A 14897-nucleotide genomic window follows, 5' to 3' on the forward strand; every position below is an offset into this window, starting at 1 on the left:
CGCGTGTGCGCTGCGTGGCGTCCCGGGCAGGGCGTCCTCCGTGCGCCGTCCCGGCCCGGCCGCCCGCCGTCTGCGACGATCGACGGATGACCGCCGCTGCGCTGGGGACCGGGCTGTCGGCCCGCGGGCACCAGCTGCCCGCCGCCGCGGCGGCCGCGGTCGCCACGGCGCTGCTGTGGGCGCTGCCGGAGCAGGCCGGGTCCGGTGGCCGGCTCGCGGCGGTGGCGGTCCTGCAGGTGGCCCTCTCCCTGGCCTGGGTGCCGGCCACCGGCGTGCACGGCGGCCGCGGCGCCCCGCTGCTGGGGGTGGCGGCGGCGCTCGGGGCCGACCTGCTCCTGGTGGTCCCCGAGGAGCCGGAGATCGGTGTGCTGCTGGCCGTGCCCGGGGCCGGTTTCCTGGCCGCCGTCCTGCACCAGATGCTGCGCCGCCCGCCGCGCCGGGAGGTGGTGGGCTCGCTGGCCGGCGTCCTGCTGCTGGTCTGCGCGGTCACCGCTCTGGCGCTGCTGCTGCGGCTCGAGCCCACGGGCGAGGGGTCCCCGGCGGTCACGACCGCGGTGCTGGTGGTGGGTGCGACGCTGGTCACCGGCGCGCTGGTCGACCTCGTCCTGCCCCGCCCCTCCCTGGCGCCCGGCGTGGCCCGCGGGGTGCCGGCCCTGGTGCTGTCCGTGCTCGCGGGGGCCGCGGTGGCCCTGCTCCGCCGGGGCGGGGGGGACCTGCTGGGCGTCGTCACCGTCCTCCTGGCCGGCCTGCTTCTCGCCGGAGTCGCCGCGCTCGTCGGGCTCGTCGCCGACTACACCGTCGCCGGCGGGGCCCGGCGGACCTGGGCCGCCGCGGTGGTGCAGGCGGTGCTGCCCTTCGCCGCGGTGGCCCCGGTGGCCTTCTCCCTCGTGCTCCAGGACGTGCTCTGACCGTGCGCGCGCTCGTGGTCGTCCTCCTCGTGCTCGTCGGGCTGGCCGTGCTGGCCGACCGCGTCGGCGTGGCGCTCGCCGAGGACCGGGTGGCGCAGGTGGTGGCCGAGCGCGGCGAGCTGCCGGCGACGCCGGACGTCGAGATCGGCGGCTTCCCCTTCCTGACCCAGGCGCTGGGCGGTCGCTACGACCGGGTGCGGATCGTCGTCTCCTCCGCCGACGTCGGCCCGGGGGAGGTCACCGGGATCGACGTGACCCTCCAGGGACTGCAGGTGCCGCTGTCCGACGTCCTCGGGGGCGCGGTCCAGGAGGTGCCCGTCGAGCGGGTCGACGGCACCGCCACGCTCTCCTACGCGCTGCTCTCCGACCAGCTCGGGCCGGGGACGACGCTGGAGCGCGAGGGGGACGGGTTGCGGATCACCCGCACCGTCGAGCTGGCCGGGCAGGAGCTGCCGCTGACCGCGGTGGGCACCGTGTCGCTGGACGGCGACGACCTGGTCGTCGACGTGGACGAGGCCGCGGGGGCGGGTGTCGGCCTACCCGGCTTCCTCGTCGACCGGGCCAGCGACCTGCTGGACCTGCGCTACCCCATCGAGGCGCTGCCGTTCGGGCTGGAGCTGACCGGCGTCCGCCCGGCCGCCGACGGCGTCGTCGTCAGCGTGGTGGCCACGAACACCGTGCTCAGCGGCTGAACGGCCGGGCGGGTCCGTCCGGTCCCGGTCCGCGAGGGTGGACCCGCCGGCGCATCGGTTAGGCTCGCAGCGTGGGCATCCTGCTGACCTCGCGCCGCGCAGTGGACCTGTGCCGCGTCGGCAGCTGCCTGTGTCCGGCCGGCTGAGGGCGAGCCCCGGCCCGCCCAGACGTGCCCCGATCGCCGTCCGGAGGCCCTCCGCCGATGTCCCCGCAGCGCACAGGGCGCCCCGCCGTGCCCGCCCGGGCCCGCGGCGGGACGTCCCCCGGCCGGCGCACCGCCCCGGCCGCGGGACCCCGGGGAAGCGCCACCGCCACCCCGGTCGGCACCACCTGATCGGCACCACCCCTCATCCGCACCGCCCGACCGAACCGATCCGCAGGGAGGAACACCCCCCATGAGCCGCAACGACGTGCTCGTCTCCGCCGACTGGGCGCAGGAGCACATCGGCCAGCCCGGCCTGGTCTTCGTCGAGGTCGACGAGGACACCAGCGCCTACGACAAGGGCCACATCGAGGGCGCCGTCAAGCTGGACTGGAAGACCGACCTCCAGGACCCGCTGCGCCGCGACTTCGTGAGCAAGGAGCAGTTCGAGCAGCTCCTGTCGGCCAAGGGCGTCGGCAACGACGACACCGTGGTGCTCTACGGCGGCAACAACAACTGGTTCGCCGCCTACGCCTACTGGTACTTCAAGCTCTACGGCCACGACCAGGTGAAGCTGATCGACGGTGGCCGCAAGAAGTGGGAGCTCGACAGCCGGCCGCTGTCGGAGGACCCCGTCGAGCGCCCTGCCACCCAGTACGTCGCCAAGGAGGCCGACACCTCGATCCGCGCCTTCCGCGACGAGGTCGTCGCCGCCATCGGCGCCAAGAACCTGGTCGACGTCCGCTCGCCCGACGAGTTCGCCGGCAAGCTGGTCGCCCCGGCGCACCTGCCCCAGGAGGGCGCGCAGCGGCCCGGCCACATCCCGTCCGCGGTCAACGTGCCGTGGAGCAAGGCGGCCAACGAGGACGGCACCTTCAAGAGCGACGAGGAGCTGGCCAAGCTCTACGCCGACGCCGGGCTCGACACCTCCAGGGACACCATCGCCTACTGCCGGATCGGCGAGCGCTCGAGCCACACCTGGTTCGTGCTGCGCGAGCTGCTCGGCCACCAGAACGTCAAGAACTACGACGGCTCCTGGACCGAGTACGGCTCGCTGGTCGGCGTCCCGATCGAGAAGGGGGCCTGAACATGTGCGGTGCGCCCAAGCAGGGCGGCGGCCTCGCCGGGGTCGACCTGACCACCCAGACGGTCATCCAAGGCTCGGTGTGGCACGACGGCGCCCCGGTCGCCGGCGCCTACGTCCGGCTGCTGGACGCCACCGACGAGTTCACCGCCGAGGTGGTGACCAGCCCCGAGGGTGAGTTCCGCTTCTTCGCCGCCCCCGGGGAGTGGAAGCTCCGCTCGCTGGCCCCGGTCGGCCGGGGGGAGCGGCTGCTCAGCGCCGACGTCGGCCTCAACGAGACCACCGTCGCGATCGCCTGAGGACCGCCTCCTCCGCAGCGTCGCGGCAGCGGCCCCCTCGCCCGTGCGAGGGGGGCGCTGCCGCGTCCGGGGTCACCCGGCCCGGGGCGGCAGGCGCTCCGGGCCGGCCTCCGGGGGGCGGGGGCGGTCCTCCGGGTGGGCGCGGACGGCGACCAGCGCGACGTCGTCGGCGCCGTCCCGCGGCACCAGGCGCCCCAGCAGCGTGTCGCAGAGCTCGTCGAGCGGGGCGCCGCCCAGGTCGCGCAGGGCTGCGCGCAGCTCCGCGGTGCCCTGGTCCAGGTCGGCCCCCCGGCGCTCGACCAGGCCGTCGGTGAGCAGCAGCAGGGTGTGCTCGTCGGGCAGGTCGGCGGCGTGGTCGGTGCGGAGGGCGTCGGGGTCCACCCCGAGCATGAGCTCCGGCCGGGTGGCCAGCACGGTGCTGCTGCCGTCGGGGGCCAGCAGCAGCGGCGGTGGGTGGCCGGCGTTGCTCCAGCGCAGCACCCGGCGGCCGGCGGCCGGCGCGTCCGGGTGGCGCTCGACGCGGGCGAGGACGGCGGTCGCCAGGCTGCTCACGCCCAGGCCCAGGGCGGTGCGCTCGGCCCGCCGGAGCGTGGCCGACGGGAGCGCGTCGTCGTCGTAGGCCAGGGCGCGCAGCAGGCCGCGCAGCTGCCCCATGGCGGCCGCCGCGGTGCTGTCGTGCCCGACGACGTCGCCCACGACCAGCACGGTGGCGCCGTCGGGCTGCAGGAACGCGTCGTACCAGTCGCCCCCGACCTGGGCCCCGCGCGTCGCCGGCCGGTAGCGCACCGCGACCTGCAGGTGGTCGGGCTCCGGGGGTGGGGTCAGCAGCGCCTGCTGCAGCCGGTCCGACAGCGCCCGCTCGGCGGCGGTGCGCTCCTCGAGGCGGCGCAGCTCGGCGGTCTGCCGGGCGGCGGCCAGCCGCTCGGTGAGGTCGCGGAAGGAGACGACGACGCCGGTGACGGCGCCCTCCTCCACGGTCGGGACGGCGATCAGCTCGACCGGTACGGGGGTGCCGTCGCTGCGCCAGAACACCTCGGAGTCCGCCGCGACCGTGCGGCCGGTGGCGAGCGCCCGCCACACCGGGCAGTCCTCGCGGGCGTACGGCGTGCCGTCGGGGTGGGAGTGGTGGATCAGCCCGTGCTGGTCGAGGCCGCGCTGCCGGGCGGCGGGGTGGCCGGTGATCCGCACGGCCGCGGGGTTGACGAACTCCACGCGGCCGGCGGCGTCCAGGCCGTAGATGCCGTCGGCGACGTTGGCGAGCACGCGCTCGTAGCGCACGAGGGTCCGGGCGAGCTCCGCCTCGACCGAGCGGCGGGCCGCGAGGTCCTGCACCTGCCGTCCGACCAGCTCGTCGATCGCTCCGCCCTCCGCCCTCTCCGGTGCACCCGGGTCCGGCCCTCCAGCCTGCCGCACCGGGCGGGCGGCCTCACCCGGTGGGCGGCTGCGGCCGGAGCCCGAGCAGCCCCGCGAGCTCGCCCATCGCGGCCTCGGCGAAGCGGTCGGCGTCCTCGACCGTGCCCACGAAGTGGCCGAAGAGCTCGAAGCTGATCGTCCCGTAGAGCGAGCTCCAGGCCAGCAGCGCCCGGACCCGGACGGCGTCGTCCAGGGCCGGGTGCTCGCCGCCCAGCACGGCCACCGCGTCGTCGCTGACCAGGGTCGGGTCGCGCGGCACGCCGGCGGCCTCGGGGAGCAGGCCGGCGCGGGCGGCGTCCCCGAGCACCCGGCCCATCACCAGGCCGACCCGGGAGGCGGCCGGAACCGTGTCGCGGGGTGCCCGGTACCCGGGGACCGGGGAGCCGTAGAGCAGCGCGTACTCGTGGGGGTGGGTGCGGGCCCAGGCGCGCACCGCCCGGCACACGGCCATCCACCGCGCGTAGGGGGGCGCCGTCGGGTCGTCCGCGGCCTCGGCGGCGGATCCGAGCCCGTCGTACCCGTCGATGATCAGCCGGGTCAGCAGCTCGTCGCGACCGGCGAAGTAGCGGTACAGGGCGGACGAGGCGACGCCCAGCTCCCGGGCCACCGCGCGCAGCGACAGGCCGGCGGCGCCGACCTCGGCGAGCTGGCGCCGGGCGGCCGCGGTGATCTCGGCGGTGAACTCGGCGCGCACGCGCTCGCGGACGGTGGGTGGCATGCCTCCAGGGTGGCGTGCGCGAGCGGTGCACGCAAGTGAGAGCAGCGCTCTTGACAGTGAACCGGGTGTGCGGCACGGTCGGTGTTGCGAGAGCACTGCTCTCGAAACGGAACGCCCGTCGCACGGAGGAGAGCCGCATGTCCCGCACCCCCGATCTGCACGTCGTCGTCGGCAAGGGCCCCGTCGGCAGCACCACCGCCGAGCTTCTCGCCGGCCGCGGCCACCGCGTCCGCGTGCTGTCCCGCAGCGGTGGGACCTCGACCGACCGCGTGGAGCACCGGGCGGTCGACGCCGCGGACGCCGGGGCGCTGACCGCGGCCGCGCGCGGTGCGGTGGCGGTCTACAACGCCGTGAACCCCGCCTACTCCCGGTGGCCGACCGACTGGCCACCGGTCGCGGCGGCGCTGCTCACGGCCGCCGAGCGCACCGGTGCCCGGCTGGTGACGATGGGCAACCTGTACGTCTACGGCCGCCCGGCGGGTCCCATGACCCCGGCGAGCCCGCTCGCCGCCACCGACGTCAAGGGCCGGGTCCGGCTGGCCATGTGGCGTGACGCGCTCGCCGCGCACGAGGCCGGCCGGGTGCGGGTCACCGAGGCCCGTGCCGCGGACTTCGTCGGCCCCCAGGTGCCGGCGGCCCACTCGCACCTGGTCCGCCAGCTCGACACCCTCCGGCGCGGGCGCCGGGCGTGGGTCGTCGGCGATCCCGACGTCCCGCGCAGCTGGGCCTACCTGCCCGACGTCGCCGCGACCCTGGTGACCCTCGGCACCGACGACCGCGCCCTCGGCCGCGCGTGGCACGTGCCCAGCGCGCCGCCCCGATCCCAGCGGCAGGCGCTGACCGACCTGGCCGCGGCCATGAGCGCACCCCCGGCGCGGGTCAGCGGGATCCCGTGGCCGGTGCTGCGCGCCGTCGGCCTGGCGGTGCCGGTGATGCGCGAGATCGTCGCGGTGCGGCACCAGTTCGACCAGGAGTACGTCGTCGACGCGGCGGGGACGACCGCGACCTTCGGGCTGACCCCCACGCCGTGGGAGGAGGTCGTCACCGCCACCGCCACCGCCACCGCCACCGCCACCGCGGCCGGCGCCACCTCCGGGGCTCGGGTGCCCGCCTGAGGGGAGGCGGACCTACGGTGGGGCGCATGGTTGCAGCCTGGGTCCTCGTCGCCCTGACCGCGCTGGGCGCCCTCGGCAGCGGGTACGCCGCCGCGCGCCTGGCCCGGCGGCCGCGCGGGGTGCGGCGGTGAGCGCCCCGACCGAGCTGCCGGTCCCGGACACCGTCGACGTCCGCTCCGGCCCGGACGTCTCCGACGACCTGCTGGCCCTGCTCCCGCTGCTCGGCGAGTGGCACGGTGAGGGCCAGGCCGCCGGGGCGGAGGGCGACCACCGGTTCGGGCAGTGGATGCGGTTCAGCCACGACGGCCGCGGCTTCCTCGCCTACGAGGCGCGGTCCTGGCGGCTCACCGACGACGGGCAGGTCGTCGGGCCGGCCGACCGGGAGTCCGGGTTCTGGCGGCCCCGCGGCGCCGACGACGTCGAGCTGCTGGTCGCCGCGCCCGACGGCCTGGTCGAGATCTACGTGGGCCGGGCCCGGACGACCACCAGCTGGGAGCTGGCCAGCGACGTCGTGGCGCGGACGCCGGAGGCCCCCGACGTGGCCCGCGCCGTCCGGCTCTACGGCATCGTCGACGGCGCGCTCATGTACGCCATCGACCGCGCCGGCACCGACCAGCCGCTGCGCCCCACCATGTCCGCCCGGCTGGAGCGGCTGCGGTGAGCACCCCGCCGCGTCCGGCCACCCCGCGGGCGCTCGCCGACCGGTACGTCGACGCCGTCTGCGACCTCGACCCGGTCGTCGCGACCTCGCTGGGCACCCGGCCCGGGGACGACCGGCTGCCCGACCCCGGCCCGGCCGGCCTCGAGGCCGAGGCCGACCTCGCCCGGCGCACCCTGGCCGACCTCGACCGCCTGCTGGCCGAGGACCCGGCCCTGGACGACGACCCGGTCGAGCGGCGCTGCGCCCGGCTGCTCCGCGAGCGGCTGGGCGCCGAGCTGGCCGCCCACGACGCGGGGGAGGGGCTGCGGGCGCTGTCCAACCTGTTCAGCCCGGTGCACTCGATCCGCCAGGTCTTCATGCTCATGCCGACCGCGACGGAGGACGACTGGGCGGTCGTCGCCCGTCGCCTGGCGCGGGTCCCCGAGGCCTACCGCGGGTTCCGCGCGGCGCTCGAGGAGGGCGCGCGGCGCGGCCTGCTCGTGGCGCCGCGCCAGGTGGGCACCGTCGTCGGCCAGCTCGGCGAGTGGCTGCAGGGCCCGTTCTACGGCCGGTTCGCCGCGGCCGGGCCGGAGTCGCTGCGCGGTGAGCTGGACGCGGCGGCGGCCGCGGCCGACCAGGCGGTCGCCGACGTCCGCGACTTCCTGCGCGACCGCTACGCACCCCGGGCCGAGGGGACGCCGGACGCCGTCGGACGGGAGCGCTACGCCCTGGCCGCCCGCCGCTGGACCGGCTCGGACCTGGGTCGGGACCGCGGGCTGGAGGAGGCCTACGCCTGGGGCTGGGCCGAGCACCAGCGGATCCTGGCCGAGCAGCGGGCGGCGGCCGAGGAGGTCGTGCCCGGCGCCTCCCCGATGGAGGCCATGCGGTGGCTGGACGTCCACGGCGAGGCGGTCGAGGGCGTCGAGGCCGTCCGCGAGCGGCTCCAGGCGATGATGGACCGCACGATCGAGGAGCTGGACGGGACGCACTTCGACCTGGCCGAACCGGTCCGCCGGGTCGAGGCGATGATCGCCCCGCCGGGCAGCGCCGCAGCGCCCTACTACACCCGCCCCGCGCAGGACTTCTCCCGGCCCGGCCGGACCTGGCTGCCCACGCTCGGCCGGGAGCGGTTCCCGCTCTGGGACCTGGTCAGCACCTGGTACCACGAGGGGGTCCCGGGCCACCACCTGCAGCTCGCCCAGTGGGTCCACGTCTCCGGGCAGCTGTCGACCTACCAGACCTCGCTGGGGTCGGTCGGCGCGAACGTCGAGGGCTGGGCCCTCTACGCCGAGCGGCTGATGGACGAGCTGGGCCACCTGACCGACCCCGGCAACCGGCTGGGCTACCTCGACGCGCAGCAGATGCGGGCCGTCCGGGTGGTCGTGGACATCGGCATGCACCTGCGCCTGCCGGTGCCCGACGACGCCGAGGGCGTCGTCGCGGAGGCGCGCGGCGAGCCGTGGACGCCGGAGCTGGCCCGGGCGTTCTTCGGCGAGAACTGCGGCCGCGACCCGGCGTTCCTGGACAGCGAGCTGGTCCGCTACCTCGGGCTGCCCGGGCAGGCGATCAGCTACAAGCTCGGCGAGCGGGCCTGGCTCGAGGGCCGGGAGGCCGCGCGGCGGGCGCGGGGAGCGGCCTTCGACCTGCGGGCCTGGCACATGGCGGCGCTGTCCCAGGGCTCGCTCGGCCTCGACGACCTGGCCGCGGAGCTCGCCGTCCTCTGACCCCGCCCCGGCGCCGTGGCCCGCCGGGCCCCGCCGCCGGTCAGTCCGCCGGCTCGCCGGACGGGGGCGCGGCCGGGTCGTCCGGCGAGGGCTGCCGGCCGCCGGACACCGCGGTGGTCACCTGGCAGGCCTCGAGGTCGGCCTCCAGCTGGGTCTGCACCGGCTGCAGGCGGCGCACCACCTCGTCGAGGCGGGCCGCATCGAGGTCCATGGCCGCGCGGCCGAGCTCGTCGACGGCGAGGTAGGCGTCCTGGGCGGCGTTGAGCGCCCCCAGGCAGGCGTCGTTCACCTGGAACCGCGCGCCGGGGCCCCCGGGCGGCAGGTCCCCGCCGGGCACCCCGCCGGACCCGGCCGACGAGGACGGCGGGACCGACGGCGAGGGCGGCTCCTGCAGCAGCGACCCCGCGAGCGCGCCGGCGACGAGCCCGACCACCAGGGCCACGGCCACGAGCAGGCCGGAGCGGGCCGCGCCCAGGAGGCCGCGCCGGGATGCCGCTGCCCCGCCGCTCCCGTCCGCCGTCGCCCCGCTGCGCTCGGCCTGTGCTGCCCCGCTGCGCTCGGCCATCGCCGCCCTCTCCCTGCATCCGGCAGGCCGAGCACTACCCGGGCGGGGAGCGGGGTAGTCACCGCCGCGTGGCTCCGGGCGTGGGCCACGACGGGAGGTCCGCGGTGCCCGCACGACCCGACCCTGCCCCGGCGGGCCGGCGTCGCGTGCGCCCCCTGGGCGCGGTCGGGCGGTTGCTGCGCGGGATCGTGGTGCGCGGCCGGTGGCTGGTCCTGGTCGCCTGGCTGGCCGGCGCCGTCCTGGCCACGGTGCTCCCCTCGTCCGGTGGCAACGGGGGCGGCGGGGACATCGGCAGCCTGCTGCCGCCCGACAGCGAGGCCGCGGCGGTCCAGCAGCGCTCGGCCGACCTGTTCCGGGTCCCGGTGCTGTCGGACACCGCGGTCGTCATCCACGACCCGGACGGGCTGGACCCGCTCACCCAGGCCGACGTCGCGCTCTGGGCGCTGGCGCACACCCAGGCCTACCTGGAGGGGAACGTCCCGCCGGGCACCGGGCAGATCATCGGGGCGGTGCCGGTGCCCACCCGGTCGGCCGACACCGCGGTGACCTACCTCTACTCCTCCCCGCGGACCGGCTTCGACGAGTCGACCGCGCGGGCCCGGCAGTACGCCTCGCACTTCACCAACCAGCCCGGTGTGCAGACGTTCGTGACCGGGATCGTGCCGGCTCAGGCGAGCCAGGGCGAGCACCTGGAGTCGCGGCTGCGGCTCTTCGAGATCGCCACCCTGGCGCTCATCACCGTCGTCGTCGCGATCACCTTCCGCTCGGTCATCGCACCGCTGGTGGTGCTGCTGACGGCCGCGTTGGGGTACTTCGTCGCGGTCCGGGTGCTCGACAGCGCCGCGGCGAGGTTCGACTTCGCGCTGCCCGAGCAGCTGCGCCCACTGGTCGCGGCGCTCCTGATCGGTGTGGTCACCGACTACTGCGTGCTCTTCTTCTCCGGCTTCCGCCGGGCGCTGGGCCGCGGCCAGCACCGGCTGGACGCCGCCCGGTCCACGGTGCTCACGGAGGGGCCGATCGTGGCCGTCGCCGGCACGACGGTGGCCGCCGGCACCGCGGCGCTCCTGGTGGCCGACTTCCAGCTGTTCCGGGCCTTCGGACCAGCGCTGGCGTTGACCGTCCTCGTCGGCGTGGCGGTGTCCCTGACGCTGGTGCCGGCGGTCATGGCGATCCTCGGCTCCCGGCTGTTCCTCGGCCTCGCGGGGCGCGACCCGGTGGCTGCGGTCGGGCGGGGACCCAGCCGGGTCACCCGCTCGCTGGCTGCCGCGGTCGCCACCCGGACCGGCGCCGCGGTGGCGCTGGTGCTCAGCGTGGCGGCCCTGGCGATCGCCGCGCTGCCGCTCCAGGACATGCGCATCGACGTGTCCTTCACCAGCGAGCTGCCCGATGACGACCCGGTGAAGGTCGGCGCGCAGGTGCTCGCGGAGTCCGGGGTGCGCGGGATCGTGGCGCCCACCGAGGTCCTCGTCGAGGGGGAGGGGATCACCGCGGACCGGGCGGCGCTGGAGCGGCTCCAGGCCGCCCTGGAGCGCCAGGAGGGCGTGGCGGCCGTGCTCGGCCCGGCGACGAACCCCCTGGACGACGAGTTCGGTCTGGTGCTGTCCGAGGACGGGGACGCGGCCCGCTTCGTCGTCGTCCTCGACAGCGACCCCCTCGGCGCGCCGGCGATCGACGACGTGGGGCTGCTGCAGGAGCGGGTCGACGCCCTCGCCGCCGAGTCCGGCCTGGACGACGTCACCGTCGGCGTGGGCGGCCAGACCGCGATCGCCGCCGAGCTGGCGGAGCTGACCCGCAGCAACCTCACCCGCATCCTGGTGGCCGCGCTCGTCGTCGAGCTGGTCATCCTCGCCCTCTACCTCCGCGCCCTGCTCGCCCCGCTCGCCCTGCTGGCCTGCAGCGCGCTCGGCGTGGCCGCGGCGCTGGGGCTGACCACCGTGGTCTTCCAGGGCCTGCTCGGCGACCCGGGCCTGATCTTCTTCGCCCCCTTCACCACCGCGGTGCTGCTGCTGGCGCTGGGCTCGGACTACAACGTGTTCGCCGTGGGCTCGATCTGGGAGGAAGCCACCCGCCGGCCGCTGCGGGAGGCCATCACCGTCGCGATGCCCGCCACTGCCCGGGCGATCAGCGCGGCGGGGGTCATCCTGGCGGCCACCTTCGCGATGGTGGCGATCATCCCGTTGGGCCTGTTCCGGCAGGTGGCCTTCACGATGGCCGTGGGGTTGCTCATCGACACGTTCCTCATCCGGCCGGTGCTCACCCCCGCCGTGCTCACGCTGCTCGGCTCGGCGGGGAGCTGGCCGAACCGGCGCGTCAGGACCGGGGAGCGGCTTCCTGCCGCGCCGGAGGGGGGCGGGGCCGAGCCCGCCGTGCTGTCCGCCGGGGGAGCCCGGTGAGCGGTCGGGCGGGACGGCGACAGCAGGTGGCCGTCCTGCTGCTCGTGACGCTCGTCGGGACCGCCGCGCTGCTGTGGGGCGCCGACGCGGTGGCCCGGCGGGCCGCCGAGAGCCTGGTGGCCGACGAGGTGCAGGAGGCGACCGGCGTCACGGCCCGGCCGGAGGTCCGGGTCGGCGGCGGGCTGTTCCTGCTGCAGGCGTTGCGCGGTCGCTACGACTCCGTCGAGGTGACCGTGCGAGGGCTGTCCAACGGTCCGCTCCGCATCGAGTCCACGCGGGCCGAGCTCACCGGCGTGCGCGTGCCGCTGCACGACCTGCTGCTGCAGGAGGCGGACGCGGTGGTCGTCGACGCGGCGGTGCAGGAGGCCCGGCTGCGCTACGCCGACCTCGACCGGTACCTGCAGTTCACCGGGCGGCCGTTCCGGTTCTCCCCCGCCGGCGACGGCGAGGTCCGCCTGTCGGGAACCGTGCAGGCGCTGGGCGGCAGCTACGACGTCGCGGCCCGGGCGCGGCTGGGGGCCGAGGCGGGGTCGCTCGTCGTCGAGCCCACCGCCGTGGAGACCGGGGCGGCGCCGGAGGGCACCGAGCTGCTCCTCGCCGAGCGGTTGTCGATCCTCGTCCCGCTCGACCCCCTGCCGTTCGGGCAGACGGTCACCGCGGTGCAGCCGCGGGACGAGGCGCTCGTCGTCCGGACCGCGGCCGAGGGCGTGGTCCTGCGGCCCTGAGGCACCCCGGCGGCGGACCTCAGGCCGGGGGCGGGTTCACCGCGTCGGAGTCCGGACCCACGGGGTCGCCGGGGGCGGCGGGCACCACCTCGAGGACGTCGTCGTCGAGCAGCTCGGCCACGCAGCGGGCGCCGGCCGCCACGTAGGTGCTCATGAGGTCGATGTCGGTGGCCACGCACCAGGCCCGGTCCGCCGGCCACCACAGGTTGGCGCTCTGCTCGGAGGGCTCGTCGGCGAGGTTGGCCGCGGCCGTCCCCACCGGGCCGCGGACCAGCCAGTACTCGCGGTGCGGCAGCACGAGGGTGGGCGCCGCGGCGGTGACGAAGCCGAAGCCGTGCCAGAGGCCGAAGAAGCAGTCGTCCGGGGTGGTGGTGTGCCGGGCCAGCACGGCGGCCAGCCGGACGGCGACCGGCTCGGGCAGGTGCCCGTCGGCGGGCGCGGCGTCCCACAGCGGGGGCTGGCTGTCGGCGCTCACGTAGTCCCAGGCGCCGGTGACGGCGGCCCACTGCATGCCGGGGTGGGCGACCCGGCCGTTGGCCGCGGCCACGGTGCTCCAGCGGACCTCGACGTCGTCGTCCCCCGCGTAGCGGACGGCGGGGTGCAGCACCCGGGCGTGCGCCTCGAACCCGGCCGGGAGGAGGGCGGCCACGGTGCCGGCCTGCCCGGCGAGCGGGCCGCAGAGCCACGCGCCGGGGGAGACGTCCGCCTCGACGGGGCGCCCGGCGAACGGCACGGGACCTCCCCGGGAAACGGACAACCCCCGGGCCGCTCCGCGGCGCCTCCTGCGAGTCGCACGCGGGCCGACTGGACAACGGTCGGCAGCCCGGGGGTCGGGTGACTGTCCGGTTCTCGCTCGCCGCCGGTCGACGGACGGGCGATCATGCCGTCGTCCGGCTTCCACACCGGACGGGCGGCCCATCTGGACGGCGGCTAGCGGACAGCCACCTCACGAGTCCGATAAGCATGCAATTGTTCGGACCACCTCCTCTCCCGTGTACCCCGACGGTACGTCCCGCCGGGGAGCGGGGCAACGCGGTTGCGTCAGCTCTCGGCGGAATCGCGGACCGTGCGCCCGGGCGGGGGAGCGCCCTTCCAGTCCGGGTCGTGGTCGGCGACGTCGTCGACCATCTCGGTCTGGTAGACGTCCGGGATCCCGTCGTGGTCGCGGTCGATCTGCTCCTCCTCGAACATCCGCCGGTACCGGCGGTTGCGCAGCCGGAGGATGACCGTGGCCAGCAGGGCGGCCAGCAGGGTGCCGCCGAGGATGCCGACCTTGGCGTGGTCGTAGGTCTCGGACTCGATGCCGTAGGCCAGCTCGGTGATGAGCAGGGAGACGGTGAACCCGATCCCGCCGAGCAGGGCCAGCCCGACGACGTCGGGCCAGCCGAGGTTCTCGTCCAGCTCGGCGCGGGTGAACCGGGAGACCAGCCAGGTGGCCGCGGTGATGCCGATCGCCTTGCCGGCGACCAGGCCGACGATGATGCCGACGGCGACGCTGTCGGTGATCGACTCGGTGAGCCCGGCCAGCCCGCCGATGGTCACCCCGGCGGAGAAGAAGGCGAAGACCGGGACGGCGACGCCGGCCGACAGCGGGCGGATCCGGTGCTCGAAGTGCTCGGCCAGGCCCGGGCCGGCGCCGGGGCCGCCGGCCGCCTCGCTGCGCACCACCGGGACGGTGAAGGCCAGCAGGACCCCGGCCACCGTGGCGTGCACGCCCGACTCGTGCACGAGCACCCACGTGACGGCGGCCAGCGGGAGCAGCAGCCACCACGACCGGATCCGCTTCTGCACGAGGAAGCCGAACAGCGCCAGCGGGATCAGCGCCAGCAGCAGCGGGGCCACCGCCAGGGACGCGGTGTAGAAGACGGCGATGACGACGATCGCCAGGAGGTCGTCGACCACCGCCAGGGTGAGCAGGAAGGTGCGCAACGCGCTGGGCAGGTGGGTGCTGATCACCGCGAGGACGGCGAGCGCGAAGGCGATGTCGGTCGCCGCCGGGATGGCCCAGCCGCGCAGCGCACCCTCCGCCCCGTTCAGGTTGATCAGCACGAAGAAGAGCGCCGGCACGGCCATGCCGCCGATCGCGGCGGCCACCGGCAGGGCGGCCCGCCGGGGGTCGCGCAGGTCGCCGGCCACGAACTCGCGCTTGAGCTCCAGGCCGGCGACGAAGAAGAAGATGGCCAGCAGGCCGTCGGCGGCCCAGGTACCCAGCGACAGGTCCAGGTGCAGCGCCTCGGGCCCCACCTCGGTGTCGCGCAGCGCCTCGTAGCTCTCCGACCAGGGCGAGTTGGCCCAGACGAGGGCGATGGCCGCCGCCACGAGCAGCAGCGCGCCGCCGACGGTCTCCTTGCGCAGGACCGAGGCGATGCGGCTGGCCTCGGTCCAGGAGCCCCGGCCGAACAGCCGCGGGGTACGGGTGGGGTTGGTCATGGCGCGGCTCCAGGTGGGGGGTCCGGGGTCGGTCAGGACGCTGCCGAC

At 76.4% G+C, this 14897-nt stretch carries 15 protein-coding genes; 10 read left to right on the forward strand and 5 right to left on the reverse strand.

The genetic code is table 11. From position 1 onward, the window contains the following. The first annotated feature begins 86 nt into the window (after positions 1-86). The 5 genes from ACI8AC_RS00095 to ACI8AC_RS00115 all read left to right on the forward strand — a co-directional run bounded on the left by ACI8AC_RS00095 (position 87) and on the right by ACI8AC_RS00115 (position 3126). Positions 87-908 (forward strand): hypothetical protein, encoded by an 822-nt coding sequence (locus tag ACI8AC_RS00095; RefSeq protein ID WP_456894042.1) that lies wholly within the window; start codon positions 87-89, stop codon positions 906-908. Between the two features lie 2 nt (positions 909-910). Continuing rightward, positions 911-1600 (forward strand): LmeA family phospholipid-binding protein, encoded by a 690-nt coding sequence (locus ACI8AC_RS00100; protein WP_456894044.1) that lies wholly within the window; start codon positions 911-913, stop codon positions 1598-1600. A 71-nt stretch (positions 1601-1671) separates the two neighbouring features. Further along, positions 1672-1746 (forward strand): putative leader peptide, encoded by a 75-nt coding sequence (locus tag ACI8AC_RS00105; RefSeq protein ID WP_370453278.1) that lies wholly within the window; start codon positions 1672-1674, stop codon positions 1744-1746. A 250-nt stretch (positions 1747-1996) separates the two neighbouring features. Beyond that, the gene (locus ACI8AC_RS00110) at positions 1997-2830 is read left to right on the forward strand and encodes a sulfurtransferase (RefSeq protein ID WP_456894046.1); all 834 of its coding nucleotides are present in this window, start codon (positions 1997-1999) and stop codon (positions 2828-2830) included. A 2-nt stretch (positions 2831-2832) separates the two neighbouring features. Next, positions 2833-3126 (forward strand): DUF1416 domain-containing protein, encoded by a 294-nt coding sequence (locus ACI8AC_RS00115; RefSeq protein ID WP_456894048.1) that lies wholly within the window; start codon positions 2833-2835, stop codon positions 3124-3126. A gap of 72 nt (positions 3127-3198) precedes the next feature. Here ACI8AC_RS00115 and ACI8AC_RS00120 read toward each other — a convergent pair whose 3' ends face one another. Together ACI8AC_RS00120 and ACI8AC_RS00125 are read right to left on the reverse strand one after the other, a co-directional pair. Further along, complete coding sequence (locus ACI8AC_RS00120) at positions 3199-4458, reverse strand: PP2C family protein-serine/threonine phosphatase (protein ID WP_456894050.1); 1260 nt, start codon at positions 4456-4458, stop codon at positions 3199-3201. A gap of 94 nt (positions 4459-4552) precedes the next feature. Beyond that, complete coding sequence (locus ACI8AC_RS00125; protein ID WP_456894052.1) at positions 4553-5257, reverse strand: TetR/AcrR family transcriptional regulator; 705 nt, start codon at positions 5255-5257, stop codon at positions 4553-4555. Positions 5258-5394: 137 nt separating this feature from the next. Here ACI8AC_RS00125 and ACI8AC_RS00130 point away from each other — a divergent pair, with 137 nt between their 5' ends. The 3 genes from ACI8AC_RS00130 (at position 5395) to ACI8AC_RS00140 (ending at position 8736) form a co-directional block, all read left to right on the forward strand. Then, complete coding sequence (locus ACI8AC_RS00130) at positions 5395-6372, forward strand: NAD-dependent epimerase/dehydratase family protein (protein ID WP_456894054.1); 978 nt, start codon at positions 5395-5397, stop codon at positions 6370-6372. Between the two features lie 127 nt (positions 6373-6499). After that, complete coding sequence (locus tag ACI8AC_RS00135; RefSeq protein WP_456894056.1) at positions 6500-7033, forward strand: FABP family protein; 534 nt, start codon at positions 6500-6502, stop codon at positions 7031-7033. Beyond that, entirely contained in the window at positions 7030-8736 is a 1707-nt protein-coding gene (locus ACI8AC_RS00140) for a DUF885 domain-containing protein (RefSeq protein WP_456894058.1), read from the forward strand. The genes ACI8AC_RS00135 and ACI8AC_RS00140 overlap by 4 nt, the downstream gene beginning before the upstream one ends. A gap of 40 nt (positions 8737-8776) precedes the next feature. Here the strand turns inward: ACI8AC_RS00140 and ACI8AC_RS00145 are convergent, their stop codons facing one another. Continuing rightward, positions 8777-9301, reverse strand: coding sequence for a hypothetical protein (locus ACI8AC_RS00145; RefSeq protein WP_456894060.1), 525 nt, complete (start codon positions 9299-9301; stop codon positions 8777-8779). A gap of 104 nt (positions 9302-9405) precedes the next feature. Here ACI8AC_RS00145 and ACI8AC_RS00150 point away from each other — a divergent pair, with 104 nt between their 5' ends. After that, positions 9406-11694 (forward strand): MMPL family transporter, encoded by a 2289-nt coding sequence (locus ACI8AC_RS00150; protein WP_456894062.1) that lies wholly within the window; start codon positions 9406-9408, stop codon positions 11692-11694. Further along, entirely contained in the window at positions 11691-12419 is a 729-nt protein-coding gene (locus ACI8AC_RS00155) for an LmeA family phospholipid-binding protein (protein WP_456894064.1), read from the forward strand. The genes ACI8AC_RS00150 and ACI8AC_RS00155 overlap by 4 nt, the downstream gene beginning before the upstream one ends. A 19-nt stretch (positions 12420-12438) precedes the next feature. Here ACI8AC_RS00155 and ACI8AC_RS00160 read toward each other — a convergent pair whose 3' ends face one another. Together ACI8AC_RS00160 and nhaA are read right to left on the reverse strand one after the other, a co-directional pair. Continuing rightward, positions 12439-13152 carry a hypothetical protein gene (locus tag ACI8AC_RS00160; protein WP_456894066.1) on the reverse strand — a complete coding sequence of 238 codons (714 nt, stop codon included), beginning with the start codon at positions 13150-13152 and terminating at the stop codon, positions 12439-12441. 308 nt (positions 13153-13460) lie between these two features. Then, positions 13461-14849 (reverse strand): Na+/H+ antiporter NhaA, encoded by a 1389-nt coding sequence (nhaA, locus tag ACI8AC_RS00165; protein WP_456894068.1) that lies wholly within the window; start codon positions 14847-14849, stop codon positions 13461-13463. Between the last annotated feature and the right edge of the window lie 48 nt (positions 14850-14897).

This window comes from Geodermatophilus sp. SYSU D00758 (genome assembly GCF_054049955.1).